Consider the following 20,587-nt stretch of genomic DNA (forward strand, 5'->3'; position numbering starts at 1 on the left):
TTCAAAATTTTTCTTATGATAATTTTATCATACATTCAATATTATACAATAAACCCATAACATTTTTTATTTTTCTAAAACTTTTACTTCAGTTTTGTTAATTAGGTATTTTAGATTTTACCTATTAGTGGTAGAATAAATAATTAAAGGGGATTTCCCTTTCAGTACATACTTATAAAACAATAAAATTAATAATTTATATTCTAAAAAAGGGGCGATTTAAATGAGTAAAACTGTAAATATCGATTGGAATAACTTGGGGTTTAATTATATAAAAACAGATTTCCGTTATATTTCTACTTGGAAAGACGGTGCTTGGGATGATGGTCATTTATCTGAAGATAATATGCTAACAATTAGTGAAGCATCTTGTGCACTTCATTATGGACAACAATGCTTTGAAGGTTTAAAGGCTTATAGAACTAAAAATGGAGATATTCAACTTTTTAGGCCTAATAGAAATGCTGCAAGACTTAATGATAGTCTTAGAAAATTACTTATGCCTGAAATTCCTGAAGAAAAATTCATAGATGCTGTTATGCAAGTAGTTAAAGCAAATGAACATTTTGTTCCTCCATATGGAACTGGTGGAACTTTATATATTAGACCATTTGTAATTGGTGTTGGAGATAATATTGGTGTTAAACCTGCACCTGAATATATATTCTGTGTATTTTGTTTACCTGTTGGAGCTTACTTTAAAGGCGGCATGACTCCTTGTAACTTTATGATAGCAGATTATGATAGAGCTGCACCTCATGGAACTGGTGGACAAAAAGTTGGCGGTAATTACGCTGCTTCTATGCAACCACACAAGATAGCTGCAGATAGAGGATTTGCAGACTGTATTTATTTAGATCCAGCAACTAGAACTAATATAGAAGAAGTTGGTGCTGCAAACTTCTTTGGAATTACAAAAAATAATGAATTTGTTACTCCATTATCACCTTCAGTATTACCAAGTATAACTAAGTATTCATTAATGGAAATAGCAGAAAAATACTTAAATATGAAAGTTATAGAAAGAGAAATTCCTATAGATTCTATTGATGAGTTTACTGAAGCTGGAGCATGTGGTACAGCTGCTGTTATAACTCCAATTGGTGGAATAGAATATAAAGGTAAACTTCATGTATTCTATAGCGAAACTGAAGTTGGACCTATAACAAAAGAACTTTATAGAATTCTTTGTGGAATTCAGTTTGGTGATGTAGAAGCTCCAGAAGGATGGATTTACAAAGTTAAATAATAAAAAAGGAGGATTCCTAATGGAATTCTCTTTTTTTATTTAATATTATATATTAAATAAACATCTTTTAGACATCTATATATAGTAATAACCTTCTCGTATTATTTATGTTGCATATAGCTTATTTTACACTATATAATAAAACAATATTTATTACATTAATTTTTAAAGGAGTATTTATGAAAAAATCACTTTTCTTAGGTATTTTAGCTGCATTTTTCTTTTCATTTACTTTTATTTTAAATAGTCAAATGAATACTTCTGGTGGAAGCTGGATTTGGAGTGCATCACTTAGATACATATTTATGTTACCAATTTTATTTATAATAGTTTTCTCTAGAAAAGAAATTAAACCCGTTCTAAAATCTATTAAAAAAAATTTATTACATTGGTTTGTTTGGAGTACAGTAGGGTTTGGACTTTTTTATGCACCTCTTAGTTTTGCTTCTATGTATGGAGCCTCTTGGATGGTTGCTAGTACTTGGCAAATAACTATAATTGCTGGTGCACTTTTATCACCATTATTTTTTACAATTACTAAAAAATCTGACTATATAGTACATAAAAGAAATTTAATTCCTAAAAAAGCAGTATCATTTTCTTTAATAATATTAGTTGGAGTATTTTTAATACAATCAGAAAATGCTAATAACATTACATTAACTCAATTATTTTTAGGAATAATCCCTGTAATAATAGCTGCCTTTGCCTATCCTTTAGGAAATCGTAAAATGATGGAAATTTGTGATAACAACTTAAATACCTTCCAAAGAGTTTTTGGTATGACATTATGTAGCTTACCTTTTTGGATTTTATTATCTATCTTTGGTATAGGAACTGTTGGTTTACCTTCTTATGGACAAGTGTTTCAAAGCTTTCTAGTAGCTTTATTTTCTGGCGTTATTGCAACAATTTTATTTTTTAAAGCAACAGAATTAGTTAAAAATAATTCTCATCAACTTGCTGTTGTTGAAGCTACTCAATCAGGAGAAGTTATATTTACATTGATTGGTGAGATATTTATTCTTAAAAACTCACTTCCTGGCATAATTGGCTATGTCGGTATTATTTTAGTTATAATAGGTATGATATTAAATAGTTTGTTTTCAAGTGAATAATTAAATAATATATAAATAAGAGTCTGTTTAAAAAACAGACTCTTATTTATATATTATTTATTCTTTTCTATTATCATTTCGATGTTACATTTACATCTTCCACCACGGCATCCACCAGCACCTGCACCAGTTTCCTCCTTAACTTCGTTAAATGAAGTAGCTCCATTTTTTACTGCTTCAATTATTTGCTCTTCTGTAATTCCTCTACATAGACATACTTTTGACATAGTCTTCTCTCCTTTTCGTATTAATTATTATTTAATAAAGATTAAAAGTAATGACTTACTTTTTTCTTTTAATGCTTAATCGATTATTCTTCTATTGAAATAGCTTGTACAGGACAGCTATCACATGCTTCTCTAGCTCCATCTTCAAATTCAGCTGAAACCTCTTCTACTGCTACAGCAACACCAGTATCTAATGAGAATATATCTGAACATATTCCTTCACATAATCCACAGCTTATACATACATTTTCATCAACAAATGCTTTCATATTAATTTATCCTCCGTAAAATCATTATAAATTAGGTTATACCTACAGATATATTATTAAATAATAATCATTATTTGTCAATACTATTTCTTATCATTTTACTCAACATTAATATTTATTTTGCATTGTTTTTCTAAATAATACTTTGAATTACTTAATATCACTCTATATAACTATATTTAAAAATTTAAATATATATTTTCTTACTAATACTTCATCTTATATGTAAAACAGCTATTCCTAAGAGATTATAATATGTAAAAAGATTCCTTGATGAAATCTCAAGGAATCTTTTTATATATTATGCAGCACTTTTGTCTGATATTGATTTTTTTGTTTTATCCATTGATATAAAGTAATATGGTAAACCAACAAATACTATTCCACCTACAAAGTTTCCAAGTGAAACCCATCCTATATTATGAATGAATCCCATTATGCTTACATCTGCACCATGTGGTAATAATAATCCCATTGTAAGGAATCCCATATTAGCAACACTATGTTCAAATCCAGCAGTTATAAATGTAAATAAGCACCACCAAATCATTAATATTTTAGCAGTTTCTTCTTTAAGCTTATAAGCACACCAAGTTGCTAAACAAACTAATACATTACATAATAAACCTCTTACGAATAATTCCATACCTGGTGTATTCATTTTTGTTGCAACATTACTTACTATAAATTCCCCTATATATTCACTTTTTCCACTAGCAAGCCCTGCTTGTACATAAAGGAAAGCACCAACTACACCACCAATTAAGTTACCTACCCAAACAGTAACCCAAATTTTTAATGCATCTAACCAAGTTACTTTCTTTTCTAAAGAACCAACTGTCATAATCATTGCATTACTAGTAAATAAATCTCCACCACACATAAATACTAAAGTTAAAGCAACACCGAAACATGCTCCCATTAGTACCTTATATGTTTCTACCCCTGCATGGTGCATTACTCCACCTATAGAGTAAATTAACATAATTCCTAAGCTTACAAAGAAGCTTCCAAGAAATGCAGATGTTAAATATTTAGGAATGCTTTGGTTGAATAATCCAATTTTAACTTCTGCAGAGTGAGTTAAATTATCAATTTCTCTCTTGTACATTTCCACACCTCTAATTTTATTTTATTCTTTATATTTTTTCACAACTATTATATGATACACCTTTTTTTTATAGTTTTCAAACAAAAAATCCATTTAATTTACAATTACTTCCCTTATGCTAAAGTAATGATTTTTACATTATTAAAAGTAGTTTTTAGACTAGTTAGTAAAATGTATAATATCAAAAAAGCTCTATGGAAAATGTAGTATTTTCCATAGAGCTTTTTTATTTATATTATAATTTCTAATTTTTTATGGCCATTTTTATATTATCAATATATAATTGTCTTATTTTTTTATATTGTAATAAAGAGCTTTTAGATATACTTGTAATGATTCCATTACTTCTTAGTATTCCTACATATGAATTTTCACCTTCACTTATATCATGAATATAATGTTTTCCAGGAATAATTAATAATGGCTTAATAGTTATACTCTTTACATCATCTCTTTTAAGCTTGCTTAAAACTTTATCAAAAGTATTGCTTCCCTCTAATGTTGCCATATAAAACTTATCTTTATATCTTTTATTAAATTCATATTCAATCTTAGAATAAATACTATTAGAATCCTCTTTAGATCCATGACCTGACAGCAAAATTTTACCATCTTCCATATGCTCATCCATTGCTGTAACCATATTTCTTATAGTTTTCTCCTGTTTATCTTCTTCAGATCCTAATAAAGTATCTAATAATCGAAGTTTTTTAAATGAATAACTGTATTCATTTCTAATATCAACTAATCCTTGATAGCCCTTTCCCTTCATCATATGTAATGGTACTATATTAACTTCCTCATATCCATCATTAGCTAAATTAAATAAAAGTTCACTTAAATAGGGTATTACATAATTATGTCTTTCTTTTAATAAACTAATTACCTTTTTAGAAGTAAAAGCTTTAAAAATAGTATATTCATTATTAAACTCTTCCCTTAAGTCCTCTTCTAACAACTCTATGCTATCTCTAATTCCCTGCAAGCTTGCACTACCAAATGCTACTAAAATTATAGCCTTCACCTTTATCTATCCCCTTTATTTTAAAAACTCTCACTACATATAAAACTTTTCTTATATATTAAACTTCTAACTTTCTAAATACTTCTAAGAACTTATTTATATGTTCTTCTGTATGTTCTGAACTTAGGAAGATTGCTTCAAATTGAGATTGTGGTAAGTTAAATCCATTCTTTAACATGTGTAAAAAATATTTTTTAAACATTTCTAAATCACAGCTCTTTGCATCTTCATATGTTCTTACTGGATGTCTATCTGTAAAGAATATAGTCATCATGCCACCATATCTATTTATACATAAATTTATACCTTTTTCTCTTGCTATTTCTTCGATTCCATCTTGAAGCTTCTTTCCTAATCTTTCAATATGATTATAAATTTCTGGCTTTTCCTTAAGTATATTAAGTGTTGCAAGCCCTGCTGCCATAACTATTGGGTTGCCTGACATAGTTCCTGCTTGATATACTCCTCCAAGTGGTGATAATTTTTCCATTATATCACGTCTTCCACCATAAACTCCACATGGAAGACCTCCACCCATTATTTTTGCATAGGTTATTAAATCTGGTCTTACATTAAATAAGCTTTGAGCCCCCTTATATGCTACTCTAAATCCACTCATTACTTCATCAAATATAAGAAGTGCCCCATATTCATCACAAAGTATTCTAAGTGTTTCCATGAATTCATCTTCCGCTTTAATTACACCCATATTTCCTGCTACTGGTTCAATTATAACAGCTGCTATATCATCACCATATGCTTCAAATAAAGCTCTTACCTGTTCCATATCATTATAAGTACCTATAAGAGTATTTTTAATACTATCATTTGGTATACCTAAACATCCTGCTATTCCTTCTGTTAATACTCCAGAACCTGCCTCTACTAAGAAACCGTCAAAATGTCCATGATAACAACCTGCAAATTTTATTATTTTATTTTTTCCAGTATATCCCCTAGCAAGTTTAATTGCACTCATAGTAGCTTCTGTACCTGAGTTAACCATTCTTACCATTTCAACATTATCCATTTCTTCACATAAGAATCTAGCCATTTGAAGTTCTAATTCCGTTGGTGCACCAAAAGCTATAGAACCTTCAGTAACTTCTTTTATACATTTAACAACATCATCATTACAATGACCAAGTATCATAGGGCCCCAGGCTAAAACAAAATCTATATACTCATTTCCATCTTCATCTTTTATAATGACACCTTTTCCTGATTTCATAACAGGAGGATTTATTCCCATATCTCTATATGCTCTTACTGGTGAATTTACACCACCTGGCATATACTTTTTTGATTCACTAAATATTGCTTCATTAGACATTTTTATTCCTCCTTAAGCCATTTACTAGCTTCTAAAGCATAATAAGTTATTATCATCTTAGCTCCTGCTCTTTTCATTGATAAAAGCATTTCAAGTGCAACTGCCTTTTCATTGATAAGACCAGCTTCCCCTGCATTCTTAACCATAGCGTATTCTCCACTAACATTATAAACACAAATTGGAGCATTTATTTTATCCCTAGCTTCTCTCACTATATCAAGGTAAGACATAGCAGGCTTAACCATAATTATGTCTGCTCCTTCATTTAAATCTGCTTCGATTTCCATCATTGCTTCTCTAGAGTTAGCTGGATCCATTTGATAACTCTTTCTGTCTCCAAAGCTTGGAGCAGAACCAGCAGCTTCTCTAAATGGCCCATAAAATGCTGATGAATATTTTGCAGCATAACTCATTATAGGTAAGTTTTCATATCCATTATCATCTAATACACTTCTTATATGAGCAATTCTTCCATCCATCATATCTGAAGGCGCTACCATATCAGCTCCTGCCTTTGCATGAGATAAAGCAATTTCCCCTAAAAATGTTAACGTCTTATCATTATTAACACTATGTCCATCTAAAATACCGCAATGTCCATGACTAGTATATTCACACATACAGACATCTGTAATTATATATAAATCTTCATCTAATTCTTTTAATTTTCTTATAGCCCTTTGAACTATTCCATCTTCATTATAAGCTTCACTTCCTACACAATCCTTGTGATCTGGAATACCAAATAATATTACAGATTTAACTTTAGCTATTTTTAATTCATCTACTAACTCATTTAGTCTATCAACTGACCAATGATAATTTCCCTTAAGTGAACTTATTTCTCTTTTTATATTTTCTCCTTCAACTATAAATACTGGATATATAAAATCACTTGGACTTAAAGAATTTTCCCTAACTAATTCTCTTATCACTGGATTTGTTCTAAGTCTTCTTCCTCTTCTAAACATTTTCTGCCTCCTTAAACTCTATTATTTCCTTAAGGAATCCTTCTTCAGAATGTTTAGTGCACACTTTACATTCCATGCCTTTATTACTTATAGCCTTTGCCGTTTGTGGCCCTATTGCAATAAGCTTCTTTTCCTTAAGTCTTTCTATACTTATCATATCAACCATATTATTCACCGTACTTGGACTTGTAAATAATACATAATCAACTTCATCAAAGGCTCTTTCATTTCTTAATATACCTGCTACAGTGTTATATGTATGAACCCTATCAACTTCTAGGTCTAATTTTCTTATTTCATCCATTAAATAAGTTCTACTACTTGATGAACAAGGTATTAATACTTTTTCTCCTTTATTTAGATGTGGAGCTAAAACCTTAAATAACCCTTCTCCAACAAACTCCCTTGCCATAATAAAAGGTACTATACCTCTTTGCATTAAAGCTTTCTTTGTTGCTTTGCCTATTACCGAAAACTTAGCTTTTATATTTCTAATATCATAATTTTCTTCTACTAAGTAATCAAAGAAATTATTTACTCCATTAACTGATGTCAAAAGTATATGATCATAATCCTTTAATTTATCTATATAAGGTTTTAAATTTTCTTTAGTTTCTTCTATCTTAATAGAATTAATTTCTGTAACTTCAGCCCCTAAATCTCTTAAAGCTACCTTTAAACTTGAACTTTGCTCTCTTGATCTAGTTATGCATATATTAGTTCCAAAAAGAGGTTTCTTCTCATACCATGATAATTTTTCATTTAATGATACAACTTCTCCAATAACTATAATACATGGGGATTTAAGTCCCGACTCTTTAGCTTTAGCTGATATATTCTCTAAAGTTCCAATAACTTTTCTTTGCTTTGAAGATGTTCCTCTCATTACTATAGCTGCTAAAGTACTCTTATCTTTTCCATTTGAAATCAAATTTGAAACTATTCTATCTAAATTTTCAAGTCCCATCATAAATACTAGAGTACCATTTTCCTTAGCTAAAGCTTCCCAATTTATCTTTTCACTAGCTGCAGTCATACCAGTTACTATATGAAAACTTTGAGCCATAGCCCTTTGAGTTATTGGAATACCTGCATAATTTAAAACAGAAATTGGCGATGTAACACCAGGTATTACTTCAAAGTCTAAGTCTTCTTCTACTAAAGCTAAAACTTCTTCTCCACCTCTCCCAAAAACATAAGGGTCTCCCCCTTTAACTCTTCCTACTATATGTCCTTCTTTAACTAATTTTACTATCATTTCATTAATTTCATCTTGACTTTTATAATGAGCACCAGGCTCTTTTCCACAATAATAAATTAAACAATCTTCATTTAAATAATTTAAAATGTTATTAGAAACTAATCTATCATAAAGTACAGCTGTACAATTTTTTAATACTCTTGTTGCCTTAACAGTAAGTAACTCTTCATCACCAGGCCCAGTTCCAATTATATAAGCTTTTCCTATCATATCTATAAACCTACCTTATTTCTATATTACATCTTTTCTTAATTCCTTAACTTAAATCTTATCCTATTATCTTTCTAGCTAACCTAATTCCAAGTTCTATATTATCTTCTTTATTTCCTAATATATCTTTTTTAACTATATTACCATTTACCTCATAAGTACCTATAATGTATAAATCTTTTCCCTGAAGTTTTGCATATGCACCTATTAAACTATGGCATCCTCCATTTAATTCTCTCATAAAACTTCTTTCTGCTTCTACCGCAATTCGTACATCACTATTATCTAATTCTTTTAAATAACTTTTATACTCACAATTCTTTAAACATTCAATACCAAGCGCTCCTTGTGATACTGCCGGAACAAATATTTCTGGATCTAAATAATCTGAAATAATATCTTCCATTCCAAGTCGTTTAAGACCGGCCGCTGCTAATATTATTCCATCCATACCTTCTTTTTTCATTTTTTCAAGCCTAGTACCTACATTACCTCTAATAGGAACTATATTTAAATCACTTCTTAAGGCTTTTAATTGTGCTGCCCTTCTTATACTACTAGTTCCTATAATTGCACCTTTTCTTAATTCATTTAAAGTTATCCCATCTCTAGTAACTAATACATCTCTTACATCTTCTCTTTCTGGCATAGCAACTAATTCAAATTCTTCACCCATTTCATAAGGTACATCCTTCATTGAATGAACTGCAGCATGTGCTCTTCTTTCTAATAATGCAATTTCAATATCCTTTGTAAATAGACCTTTTCCCCCTATTTTATCTAAAGTTACATCTAATCTCTTATCTCCTTCTGTAACTACTAAAAGTTTTTTACTATTTACATTGACTTTTTCTTTTAGTAGCTTCATAACTGTATCAGTTTGAGTTTGAGCCAACATGCTTTTTCTAGTTGCTAAAATTAATTCCATTTATTTTTCTCTTCCTTTCCTAATAACGTTATTTTCTCTACTATCTCATCATTATAAAATAATCTCAATACATCTATAAACTTTCCACACTGATAAAAATAATTACAATCATCTGTATTTATAAATTTAAGTATCTGATTTTTTACCTCTTTATCTATTTTTAAATTATTTCTTATATCGCTAGTTAACTTAATAAATTTATCTATTTTTTTTATATCCTTATAAATATTATCAGCAATCATCACCGAACCTCTAGGATTTCCAAGTTTAGTATTAACTGATATGGTTATATTTTCACTTTCTCTACTTACAGGTATTACACCCATTCCTTCTCTAAAGCTAGATGAATCTATGTATATTTTAAATGATTTTTCACAATCCTCTTTAACTTTTTTTATTATATTATTATCATCTACTGCTATTATTATTAAGTGTTTATCTTTTATAAATTCCTTATTATACTCTCCCTTTATTAACTTTACTCTGCTTTTATCAAATTTATTAAAATCATCTAAAAAATCTAGTGCCAAAACTTCTATATAACTTTTCTTTTTATAAAAACTTTGTATCTTGATTAATGCTGCTTTTCCGCCACCAATTATCCCAATATTAAGCTTTTCTCCAAATAGTGTTAAAGGCGTATAATTTATTTCTCTATAAATATCCTTTTCAATATCGTCATGCACTCTTCTTCACAACCCTTTAATTTTTCTTCTTTTAATAACTTTATAGCCCTATTTATATAGTAATCAGAAGTACTTTTTATTAGTGTCTTTGCAAGCTCTACATCCTCTTCTTCCTTGCACTTATGTTCAAAAGATTTTACTCTACTTTCTATAACTTCATTACCTGACTTTTTTAATTCTTTTATATAACATGAAATATCTCTTATTTCAAGCCACTTCATAAAGTTATCTAAATAATCTCTTATTAAAAATTTATATTCATTCATCTTATCATTTCTTAAATGTTTATTATATGTGTCTAATTTACCTATAGTATCTATATCAAATAAAGTAACCCTTTTGTTATTAATAAGCTTTTCATCAATATCTCTTGGAAGTGCTAAATCAATTAAAACAATATTTTCTCCTTGGGGTTCTATATCACTGTCTTTAATAATTATATGTGGCGCTGAAGTACAACTAATTACTGAATCCATATTATTTATTATGTTTCTATACTCTTTAAAATCTAAAACTTTTACTCTTTCATCATTAATATCTGAAACTTTACTTTTTTCTCTTACTACTATAAATAAGTTATCTATATTATTTCCAAGTATATATTTAACAACTAAGCTTCCTATAGTTCCATACCCTATTACCATTATATTTTTAGCTCCTAACTCTATAGCTTTACTTACTGCTACAGATGACGCTGATACAGGTATTTTATATAGCTTACTTTCTGTTCTAAACTTTTTACCACAGCTAATAGCATCTTCAAATAATCTAAGTAATTTTGAACTAACAGCTTTCTTTTCTAAACTTAATTCATAAGCATCTTTAATTTGCCCTAATATTTGGTCTTCGCCTAATATCTTAGAATGAAATCCACATACAACTTCTAATAAATGTTTAACTGCATCCTTATCTTTTGATAAAAATGTATAATCCAAAAGTGAGTAATCCCAATCTAATATACCAAAAACTTCTCTCATATTTATTTCTTGTTGATTTGTACTAAAATAAATTTCGGTTCTATTACATGTGCTTATTACAACTACTTCTTCAAAAAGCTCTTTTAGTTCATCTAATACTACACCTTGTCTTTTTAAAGAAACAGCTAAAACTTCCCTTATTTTTATATCTACATTTTTTCTTATTCCTATAAGTCCAATCATACTAATCACCACTCTTCTAAAGAAAAAAGTTAAGGAAATAAGCCTACCCCCTTAACTTTTATTTCTTAGTAATTACCCAATAATTAAATATACATTTATTATAATACTAAAATTTGCTTTAATCATCTACTTTTTTTACTTTAATTTATTTTTCTACTATTAAAATTTATAATTATATCTATTAATATTTTTTATAAGACTATAGTTCTGTTATGTTTATTATACCTTTTTTATTATTATAGCTTGTTCAAAAAATTTATTTGCAACTACTGTCTTTCCTAATAAAAAATTACTACCTGCACCTTGAATTATTTGTAAAATCATATAATCATCACTAGGATCATATGCCAAAATACCTCTACTTGCACCATCTTCAATAAGCATACAGCGATATTTTTCAGCATAAATTTCTAAAGCCTCTCTCCTGTATACTTCCCCTTCTTTAATTGATCCATACCTAAGTACATCTTCCATAACCATAAAATTTATATCCCCCTACCTCTTATAAAGAATTTTAAATACTAATTTTTTTACATATAATAAAGCTAAAGTACTAAATTTTAATTATTTTCGATACTCCACTCTCTTACTTTACTATATTCCTAAATACGTAAAACTATGAACATAAATGACTTAATTTTTTAATTAAATAAAGTTTACATAAATTATTTTTAAGTGGCAAATTTATATAGCTTCTATTAATTTAATGGTACTGATACTTACTTATAAAATTAAAATAGATACTACAATGTTTTACATAAACTTTGCAATATCTATTTTAATATTTATTATGTTATTTTATTATAGTCTTTTTTCAAAATTCCCTATAACATTCATACCTTCATTAAATATTATAAATGCTTTAGGATCCCTATCTAATACTATTTTTCTTAATTGATTAATTTCATATTTTGAAATTACAGTTATTAATATGCTAGTATTTTCACCTGTATAGGCTCCTTTGCCTTCCCAACAAGTTACTCCTCTTCCCATTTCCTTCATTATAGGCTCTTCTATATTATTCTTTTTAGTAAATATAGTAGCTGTAGTATTAATGTTTTGAAAATGTATCTTATCCACTATTAAAGAGAAGAATGTAGTATAAATAACTGAATATATAGCTGTTGGTAATTCAAATAAAATAGCACAGACACCATAAATAATGGCATTTATTATTATTCCTAATTTCCCAACACTAAAGTTTTTATATTTTTGAGTGAAATAAACTCCTAAAATATCTATTCCACCACCTGATCCTCCAGCCTTTAATGTTATACCAATACCAGCTCCAGTAATAATACCTCCTATTAAACATGCTGCTAACAAATCATCAATAATTGGCGCAGCAGGTATTTTAATTAATGTAAAAAATACTGTCTGTGAAATAACACTAACTACAGTTCTACAGAAAAACTTTCTTGATATACTTTTATACGCTATTAAAAGAAGTGGTATGTTTAATAGAAAGTTAATTATCCCTGCTAATTCAATATTTTTTGTAGCTGGAAAATACTCTGCTGCTAAGGTTCTTATTATTTGTGATACCCCAACTACACCACCATTATAAAGCCCAATAGGAACTATAAATAAATTGACACCAAAACAAAATATAAATGCCCCTAGTATTATAATTCCATATTTCTTAATATCATTCATTTTTTTGTCTAACATTACGTTCCCCCATCTATACTTCTTAATATAGTTTTATCATGAATAGTTTATAATATTTATTTTACTTTTTCCATATTTTTAATATTATTTTTCCAAACTTTTTATATAAACTATCTTCGAAGAGGTGAGATGAATTCTTTATTTTAATATTCTAATTCAATTACTCTATCTTCTTTTAGGGTTCTTTTGACATCGATAACTCTCTGATTAGAAGACCCTCTATATTTAAGCATTATATCTCTTTTATCTGCTTCAAATCTTCCATCAATTAATACATCTACTTCTTTTAAAATTTCTAACCTTTTTTCATCACGTAATATTTCTTCAAGTGTATATCCTGACCATAACCATATAGGTTTATTAGTTTCGATTCTTATTCTCTTTAACAAGTTTAATAAAGTATTATCCTTAACTTGCTGCATTGGCTCTCCACCTAATATATTAACACCTTTAATCTGTCTAGCTTTAGTATATTCTATAAATTCATCTTCAATTTCTTTAGTAAATTCCTCACCATAATTAAAATCCTGTTGTTCCTTATTAAAACAATCCTTGCAGTTATGAGTACATCCACTTACAAAAAGTGTTGTTCGTATTCCAGGCCCATTTGTTACATCCAACTTCCTAATTTTAGCATATTTCATACATGAACACCTCTTTTTTCCTAATTAATAATTAAGAGTTAAAAGTTAAATGAATTTTCTTATTCTTTAACCTTTAACTCTTTACTTCTAACTTAATTATAGATGAAGAACTCTATCTCCAATTTCAGCTGTTCTTCCTTTGTTCCAATAAGAACTTCCGATATATCCACATGTTCTTCTCATAACTTGTAATTCTGATTCATCATCATTCCCACATGATGGACAGTGCCAAGTTAAGCTTTCTTTATCTAATTGCATTTCGCCATTAAATCCACATTTATAACAAAGATCTGATTTAGTATTAACTTCTGCATATTGAACATTATGATATATAAAGTTAATTATGTCTTCAACTGCTTCAATATTTTTATTCATATCAGGTACTTCAATATAGGAAATACATCCTCCATTACTTATGCTATGGAATTGTGATTCAAATTTAAGCTTGCTAAATGCATCAATTTCTTCACAAACATGAACATGATATGAATTTGTATAATATAATCTATCAGTTACATTTTCAATTTCTCCAAATAGCTTTATCTATTCTACAGAATCTATAAATTAAGCTTTCTGCTGGAGTTCCATAAAGACCAAATCCAAGACCTGTTTCTTTCTTCCATTCATCACATTTATCTTTCATATGTTGCATTACTTCTAAAGCAAACTTTTCTCCTTCTGGAGTTGTATGCGAACATCCAAGCATAACTTGAACCATTTCAGCTATACCAACATAACCAAGTGAAAGCGTAGAATAACCATCTTTTAATAGTTTATCTATCTTTTCACCTTTTTCAAGTCTTGCTATAGCTCCATGTTGCCAATGTATTGGACTTGAGTCTGAAGTTATTCCAAGTAACATTTTATGTCTAGTTAATAATGCATTCTTACAAAGTTCTAATCTTTGATCTAGCATTTCCCAGAACATTTCCATATCCTTATCTGCTATTATTCCTATTTGTGGTAAATTTAAACTAACTACTCCCTGATTAAATCTTCCATACCACTTATAATTATTCTCTCCATCTTTCCATGGACTTAAGTGTGATCTACACCCCATTGGTGGGAAAGTATTTCCTTCATAATTCTCTCTCATTATCTTTGCACTTTGATAATCAGGAACTAATCTCTTAGCTGTGCATTTTGCTGCAAGCTTAGTTATATAATCATATTTGCCTCCTTCAAGACAATTATGTTCATCTAATAAATAAACTAACTTAGGGAATGCTTCTCCAATTTCTTGACCTTTGTAGTTTTTCATTCCTTCAAGTCTTTGTTTTATCATCTCTTCACAAATCATCGCCATTTCTTCTTCATATTCATGGCCTTCTTCTATTTCTAAATAGATTGTACTAAATGGTGCCTGTCCATTAGTCGTTTGTAAAGTTGATAATTGATATCTTATAGTTTGAACTCCATCTTTAAGTTCCTTTAACTTCATATCTTTAGCTAACTTCTTAGCTAGTGTTTCGTCATTAAGTATTTCCATATAATGCTTATAAGCTTTATCTTCTGTAACTTTAAGATATTTAGCTAAATGTTTTATAGTTATACTCTGTCCACCATATTGATTAGATGAAACTTGAGCTATTATTTGAGTGGCTACTGTACATGCTGTACCAAAACTCTTAGGTTCTTCCACTAATTTTTCATTTATTACTGTTCCATTAGTAAACATATCTTCTAAGTTTATTAAACAACAGTTAAACATTGGTGATATACTATAGTCCATATCATGCCAATGAATCGCCCCTTCATCATGTGCTTGAACTATGTGAGCTGGTATAAGCTTTCTTCTTGCAATATCTTTAGATACTTCCCCTGCAATTAAATCCCTTTGTGTTGCAGATACTACAGGATTTTTATTTGAATTTTCCTTCATTACGTCTTCATTTTTTCTACTTAGCAATTCTAATATACTATCATCTGTAGTGTTAGTATTTCTTTTAAACTCTTGAACAGCTCTATATCCTTCATATGCTCTTGCCGTTTCTGCTTGTCCGTAATGAACTAGTCTATCATATACATATTTCTCTATTTTATATATAGTTGCTATTTCATTTTGTTTACTAAAATGCTTCTCTGCATCATTTGCAATTAATCTTGCAATATCCCCTAAATAAATACCGCTTCCGTTTTTCATAGATTTTGAGATTGCTTCCCTTATCTTGCTTTTATCAAACTCTACTGTACTTCCATCCCTTTTTATTACTTTCAATTAATACCACTCCTAAACTTAAGCATATTTTAAATACCTATTATTAATAAAAAACAATTATTAATTTAAAGGCTAATTATACACTAACAAATAAAGTTTTTCATAATCCCTTAAGAACCATTATTTAAAATAATCTTTTATTTTCTATTATTTTTCTCCATTTTAATAGCTATTTTATAAAATTCCCCCATCCTTAATTATCATATATAAATAAAAATTTTCAATATTTTTCGAATAAAAAATATCGTCTTTCTAAATAGTTTTTTCTAAAAATCTACTACATATTGTACTACTTTTTAAAGTTCAATACAATATATTGAACTTTTCATATTTCTAAATTTTCAATATTATTCTTATTATAACTTTAATTTTCTCTTTAATTTATCAAATTTCATGGCATATTTAATAATATTACATAATAAAATTTTTATTGTGTTATTTCTACAATTTATGATAAAATTCTATTTATTTATTATAATAAATAGAGTCATAATTCTTACTGGGAGGAGTTTATATGAACATTGATGGATTCAAATACTTCCATGCTGTTGCAAAATTAAAAAGTATTTCTAAAGTAGCAAATGCTTCTCATATATCTCAGTCAGCACTTAGTCAACAATTATTTAAGATTGAAGAAAATCTTGGTGTTACTGCATTTAAAAGAAGTAATAAAGGTGTAGAGTTAACTCCAGAAGGAGAAATAATTTTAAAATATTCTGATAAAATTATAAAATTGTATGAAAATCTTTTGTCTGAACTAGAAAAAAATAAGTTAGAAAAAAATAATTTAATAATTGAAACTACTTGTTTATCAGCTTCATATATTTTTCCAAAGCTACTTCCTAAGCTTTCTTTAGTTTTTAATAATTTTTCTTATGATATAGCTAATAAAACAAAGTCAAATATTTATAGTGACCTAATAAATAATATATGTGATATAAGTATAGGTAGTATAGAGCTAGATGACCCTGACTTATCTTCTATCCATTTAGGTAATGATGAATTAGTTCTAGTTAGTAGCTCTTCCTCTATAAATAATGTTAATGAGCTTCCTTTCTTATTATTAAAAGATGAAGTTAATATAGAATCTTATATTAAAGATTTAGTTAATCCTGAAAATATTATTTTAAAAACTTCAAGTGTACATGTAATAACAAATTATTTATTAACTACTCCTTCAATAACACTATTACCTAAACTTTGTGTTAAAGAAGAATTATTTAATGGTATATTGAAGCAAGTAGAACTTAAAAACTTTCCTTATATATCTTATAATATTTTTCTTACATATAAAAAAGATGCATTACCTTTAATTAAAAAAAATATATCTTTTATTGAAGAAAATATTAAACTTCTTTTAGAAAATACTTAAATTAAAATATTATTAATTTAAGTATTTTAATAAAAAAAAATGGATTCATAACGAATCCATTTTTATTATTAAAATACTCTTATTTTGCTTGATCTAAAGCTTCTTGAACAGCATCAACATAAGACTTAACTTTGATTGAAACTCCAGATACTGCATCTGTATGTCCCTCTTCATCAGTTATGTTTATTTTGCTTAAGTCAAAGTTGTTTTCAACTATAGCTTCTTCTAATAAATCAATTTGTTCATGCCATTTCTTTCCGTCATTCTTCATGTCGTATTCACCTGAAGCTGAAGCTTCTGACTTCATTGTTCCATCAGCGTTTTTTGTATCTATATTTACAGATACTGGTGTTCCATTTTCAAATGTTACTTCTGCAATTGTAGTATCTTTTTCTCCAGCGATTTCAGCAGTTTTTACTCCTGTAAATGCCTCTTCTTTCTTTTCTCCACATCCTACAAATAATGTACTTACAACCATTGTAGCTGCAGCTAATGTAACTAACTTTTTATTTAACATTTGTTAATCCCCCTAATATAATAAATAATCTTCGTTATATATTCTACAATATTTTTAATTTTAAATCAACTTTTTAATTTTTTTTATAAGCTTTTTTAAATATTATTATAAAAATATCAATTCTGTATTCATTTACATATCAATTCGTTATTATTTATAGGGTTTTTTTAATATTATTATACTTTTTTTTAAAATGATATTATAAATATTTATGTCTATATTTTCCCATTTTTTTGTTAAATTCTTATCTATATACCCTACGTTTAATTCTATATTTTAACATTTTTCCTGAATTGAGGTAGTTTTTTTAAGTGATTGACCACAAAATTTGCTGTTATACCCACAAATATTCCTGTTACTATTCCTGCTATGGATAATACAGGCAAGTATAACATTACACCTATATTTTTCACAATATATGCTGCAACTAATAGTTGTCCTATATTATGAAACACTCCACCTGCTGAACTTACTCCAATAATAGAAACCTTATCTTTAAATACTTCTTTAATTACGACCATTATTAAAAAACTAAAAACTGATCCAAACAAACTAAACATTAAAGAAGATAAATTACCACCAAACATAGTTGATAATAACAACCTTAAAAAAATTACTAAAAATACTTCTTTATAATTATCCAATGTATATAATGCTATTACAATGACAATATTAGCTAATCCTAATTTTGCTCCTGGTGTTATAAATGGAACTGGTATCATTCTTTCAAAAATAAATAATACTAATGCTTGGGCAACTAGTAAAGATATATATACCATTTTGCTTGTCTTATTCATTAACGTCACTCCTAGTGGGATAATATTACATCATCATCATTATCTTCAATTTTCCCTTTAATTTCTACCATAACCTTATTAGGTAGACATACTACTGATTGTCCTACTCTATGTATTTCTCCTTGATAAATGCATAACGAATCTGGACAGTCCGCATCTATCATTTTTATAGTATTATCTTTTATTATTATTTTGTTTTTATGTCCATCCACATTTATATCAATATAATCTTCACCTTTATGTGCCGATAATGGAATTTTAGAATAAAACTCTCCATTTATAGTTATCTCTGCATAAGTCATATTATAATCATAACCCATAACAACACCGAAAACTAATTCTGGTATAAAAGATATTAGTAATAAAGCTATTATTATTACTATATCTAGCTTTTTAAATAATTTTCCTCTAACCAAATTCCCACCTCCTAATTTTTATTATTTAAATTTATATATGACTTAATAATTATATATGCTACTTTTGTTTTTTTCTATATCTTTATTGTTTTTTCATCTTTTTACCTTATATTTTATCATAGGGTATTTAATTTTTTTCTTGATTATAATACTATATATAAATGTAGTAAATTTAATACTAATGATTATTTTACGGAGGTTTTTCATGATTAAACTAAAAAATATATTTATTATGTTCTCTTTATTGGTTATTACCACTTTTATTGGTTGTAATAAATCTACTTCTACTACAGAGCCACTTTCGAGAACTGAACTTTTTATGGGAACTGTTATTAAAATTTCACTTTATGATAGCAATGACTCTAAAATTTTAGATAAAGCTTTTGATAGAATATCTGAAATTGAATCTTTAGTTAGCATAAATGCAACTGGAACAGAGCTAGATGAGGTGAATGCTTCTGCTGGTGTTAAACCTGTTAATGTTTCTTCAACTACATATGAAATAGTAAAAAAAGGACTAGAATACTCTAAACTTTCTAATGGTGATTTTGATATAACAATAGGTCCATTAGTTAAACTTTGGAGTATAGGATTAGAAGGTGCAAAAGTTCCTACCCTGGAAGAAATTAATACTACATTACCTCTTATAGATTACAATTTATTAGAGCTTAATTCTGAAAATCAAAGCATCTTTTTAAAGAAAAAAGGCATGGTTATTGATTTAGGATCTATTGCTAAGGGCTATGCTGCAGATGAAGTTGCTCGTATATTAACAGAAAACAATGTTAATAGTGCTATTATTGATTTAGGTGGAAATATATATGCACACGGTATAAAACCTTCGGGAGCTGATTGGAAAATTGGAATACAAAATCCTTTTAATAATAGAGGCGATATTGTAGGAGTCGTAAATATTAAAAATAAAACAGTAGTTACATCTGGGATATACGAAAGATTTATAGAGCAAGATGGAGTAAAGTATCATCATTTACTTAATCCTCACACTGGATATCCATTTGAAAATAACATTGCAGGTGTAAGTATAATAACTGATAAATCTATTGATGCTGATGCTCTTTCTACTACAGTATTTGCTAAAGGTATTGAAGACGGTTTAGCTTTTGTTGAAAGCCTGCCTAATGTTGATGCAATTTTTATAAGTAAGGATAATAAAATATATCTTTCTAGTGGTGCTAAAGATATATTTAATCTAACAAATGAAGATTTTACAATCGCAAATTAAAATTAAATAAAAAGTTAGATTTGCCTTTATATTTAAAATTTAAAAATTTAATATAAAACTAGGTATTCAGTAAATAAAGTTATTTCTTAATTTTAGATGCTAAAACTTAGAATTAATCAAAAAATAGTGTATAAATCTCAAATAAAATTATAGAAATATTGA

20 protein-coding genes and 1 pseudogene are annotated in these 20,587 nt (G+C 27.9%); 4 read left to right on the forward strand and 17 right to left on the reverse strand.

Translation table 11 applies throughout. The features are described from left to right. Positions 1 to 223 precede the first annotated feature (223 nt). Complete coding sequence (locus tag HMPREF0216_RS13820; RefSeq protein WP_005215460.1) at positions 224 to 1,249, forward strand: branched-chain amino acid aminotransferase; 1,026 nt, start codon at positions 224 to 226, stop codon at positions 1,247 to 1,249. A gap of 179 nt (positions 1,250 to 1,428) precedes the next feature. Next, complete coding sequence (locus HMPREF0216_RS13825; protein ID WP_040420032.1) at positions 1,429 to 2,367, forward strand: DMT family transporter; 939 nt, start codon at positions 1,429 to 1,431, stop codon at positions 2,365 to 2,367. A gap of 53 nt (positions 2,368 to 2,420) precedes the next feature. Here the strand turns inward: HMPREF0216_RS13825 and HMPREF0216_RS13830 are convergent, their stop codons facing one another. The 14 genes and pseudogenes from HMPREF0216_RS13830 to nrdD form a co-directional block, all read right to left on the reverse strand. Then, the gene (locus HMPREF0216_RS13830; protein ID WP_005215463.1) at positions 2,421 to 2,594 is read right to left on the reverse strand and encodes a (2Fe-2S)-binding protein; all 174 of its coding nucleotides are present in this window, start codon (positions 2,592 to 2,594) and stop codon (positions 2,421 to 2,423) included. 83 nt (positions 2,595 to 2,677) lie between these two features. Next, entirely contained in the window at positions 2,678 to 2,863 is a 186-nt protein-coding gene (locus tag HMPREF0216_RS13835) for a ferredoxin (RefSeq protein ID WP_005215465.1), read from the reverse strand. Positions 2,864 to 3,164: 301 nt separating this feature from the next. Further along, the gene (locus tag HMPREF0216_RS13840; protein WP_005215467.1) at positions 3,165 to 3,974 is read right to left on the reverse strand and encodes a formate/nitrite transporter family protein; all 810 of its coding nucleotides are present in this window, start codon (positions 3,972 to 3,974) and stop codon (positions 3,165 to 3,167) included. Between the two features lie 244 nt (positions 3,975 to 4,218). Continuing rightward, the gene (locus HMPREF0216_RS13845) at positions 4,219 to 4,998 is read right to left on the reverse strand and encodes a sirohydrochlorin cobaltochelatase (protein WP_005215471.1); all 780 of its coding nucleotides are present in this window, start codon (positions 4,996 to 4,998) and stop codon (positions 4,219 to 4,221) included. A 58-nt stretch (positions 4,999 to 5,056) separates the two neighbouring features. Then, the gene (gene hemL / locus HMPREF0216_RS13850; protein WP_005215473.1) at positions 5,057 to 6,331 is read right to left on the reverse strand and encodes a glutamate-1-semialdehyde 2,1-aminomutase; all 1,275 of its coding nucleotides are present in this window, start codon (positions 6,329 to 6,331) and stop codon (positions 5,057 to 5,059) included. A 2-nt stretch (positions 6,332 to 6,333) separates the two neighbouring features. Then, a complete protein-coding gene (hemB, locus tag HMPREF0216_RS13855) occupies positions 6,334 to 7,302 on the reverse strand; it encodes a porphobilinogen synthase (RefSeq protein ID WP_005215475.1) in 969 nt (322 codons plus the stop codon). Continuing rightward, entirely contained in the window at positions 7,295 to 8,773 is a 1,479-nt protein-coding gene (gene cobA, locus HMPREF0216_RS13860) for a uroporphyrinogen-III C-methyltransferase (RefSeq protein WP_005215477.1), read from the reverse strand. The genes hemB and cobA overlap by 8 nt, the downstream gene beginning before the upstream one ends. Positions 8,774 to 8,831: 58 nt before the next feature. After that, on the reverse strand, positions 8,832 to 9,701 hold the full coding sequence (hemC, locus tag HMPREF0216_RS13865) for a hydroxymethylbilane synthase (RefSeq protein WP_005215479.1): 870 nt from the start codon (positions 9,699 to 9,701) through the stop codon (positions 8,832 to 8,834). Beyond that, positions 9,692 to 10,387, reverse strand: coding sequence for an NAD(P)-dependent oxidoreductase (locus tag HMPREF0216_RS13870; protein WP_005215481.1), 696 nt, complete (start codon positions 10,385 to 10,387; stop codon positions 9,692 to 9,694). Before HMPREF0216_RS13870 ends, hemC begins: the two co-directional genes overlap by 10 nt. Continuing rightward, on the reverse strand, positions 10,348 to 11,547 hold the full coding sequence (gene hemA / locus HMPREF0216_RS13875) for a glutamyl-tRNA reductase (RefSeq protein WP_005215483.1): 1,200 nt from the start codon (positions 11,545 to 11,547) through the stop codon (positions 10,348 to 10,350). Before hemA ends, HMPREF0216_RS13870 begins: the two co-directional genes overlap by 40 nt. 219 nt (positions 11,548 to 11,766) lie before the next feature. After that, a complete protein-coding gene (locus HMPREF0216_RS13880) occupies positions 11,767 to 12,027 on the reverse strand; it encodes a hypothetical protein (RefSeq protein ID WP_005215484.1) in 261 nt (86 codons plus the stop codon). A 321-nt stretch (positions 12,028 to 12,348) separates the two neighbouring features. Further along, the gene (locus HMPREF0216_RS13885) at positions 12,349 to 13,218 is read right to left on the reverse strand and encodes a YitT family protein (protein WP_005215486.1); all 870 of its coding nucleotides are present in this window, start codon (positions 13,216 to 13,218) and stop codon (positions 12,349 to 12,351) included. A gap of 143 nt (positions 13,219 to 13,361) precedes the next feature. Further along, a complete protein-coding gene (gene nrdG / locus HMPREF0216_RS13890; protein ID WP_005215488.1) occupies positions 13,362 to 13,862 on the reverse strand; it encodes an anaerobic ribonucleoside-triphosphate reductase activating protein in 501 nt (166 codons plus the stop codon). Between the two features lie 96 nt (positions 13,863 to 13,958). Next, positions 13,959 to 16,080, reverse strand: a pseudogene (gene nrdD / locus HMPREF0216_RS13895) (anaerobic ribonucleoside-triphosphate reductase). 514 nt (positions 16,081 to 16,594) lie between these two features. Between nrdD and HMPREF0216_RS13900 the strand changes: the two are divergent. Beyond that, a complete protein-coding gene (locus HMPREF0216_RS13900; RefSeq protein WP_005215493.1) occupies positions 16,595 to 17,452 on the forward strand; it encodes a LysR family transcriptional regulator in 858 nt (285 codons plus the stop codon). 79 nt (positions 17,453 to 17,531) lie between these two features. Here the strand turns inward: HMPREF0216_RS13900 and HMPREF0216_RS13905 are convergent, their stop codons facing one another. From HMPREF0216_RS13905 to HMPREF0216_RS13915, 3 genes are all read right to left on the reverse strand, one after another. Further along, a complete protein-coding gene (locus HMPREF0216_RS13905) occupies positions 17,532 to 17,969 on the reverse strand; it encodes a hypothetical protein (protein WP_005215495.1) in 438 nt (145 codons plus the stop codon). A gap of 269 nt (positions 17,970 to 18,238) precedes the next feature. Continuing rightward, on the reverse strand, positions 18,239 to 18,766 hold the full coding sequence (locus HMPREF0216_RS13910) for a Gx transporter family protein (RefSeq protein WP_005215497.1): 528 nt from the start codon (positions 18,764 to 18,766) through the stop codon (positions 18,239 to 18,241). Between the two features lie 11 nt (positions 18,767 to 18,777). Then, a complete protein-coding gene (locus HMPREF0216_RS13915) occupies positions 18,778 to 19,182 on the reverse strand; it encodes a NusG domain II-containing protein (protein WP_005215498.1) in 405 nt (134 codons plus the stop codon). 205 nt (positions 19,183 to 19,387) lie between these two features. Here HMPREF0216_RS13915 and HMPREF0216_RS13920 point away from each other — a divergent pair, with 205 nt between their 5' ends. Then, a complete protein-coding gene (locus tag HMPREF0216_RS13920) occupies positions 19,388 to 20,425 on the forward strand; it encodes an FAD:protein FMN transferase (RefSeq protein ID WP_005215499.1) in 1,038 nt (345 codons plus the stop codon). Positions 20,426 to 20,587: the final 162 nt, after the last annotated feature.

Origin of the sequence: Clostridium celatum DSM 1785 (assembly GCF_000320405.1) — a bacterium.
GTDB lineage: Bacteria > Bacillota > Clostridia > Clostridiales > Clostridiaceae > Clostridium > Clostridium celatum.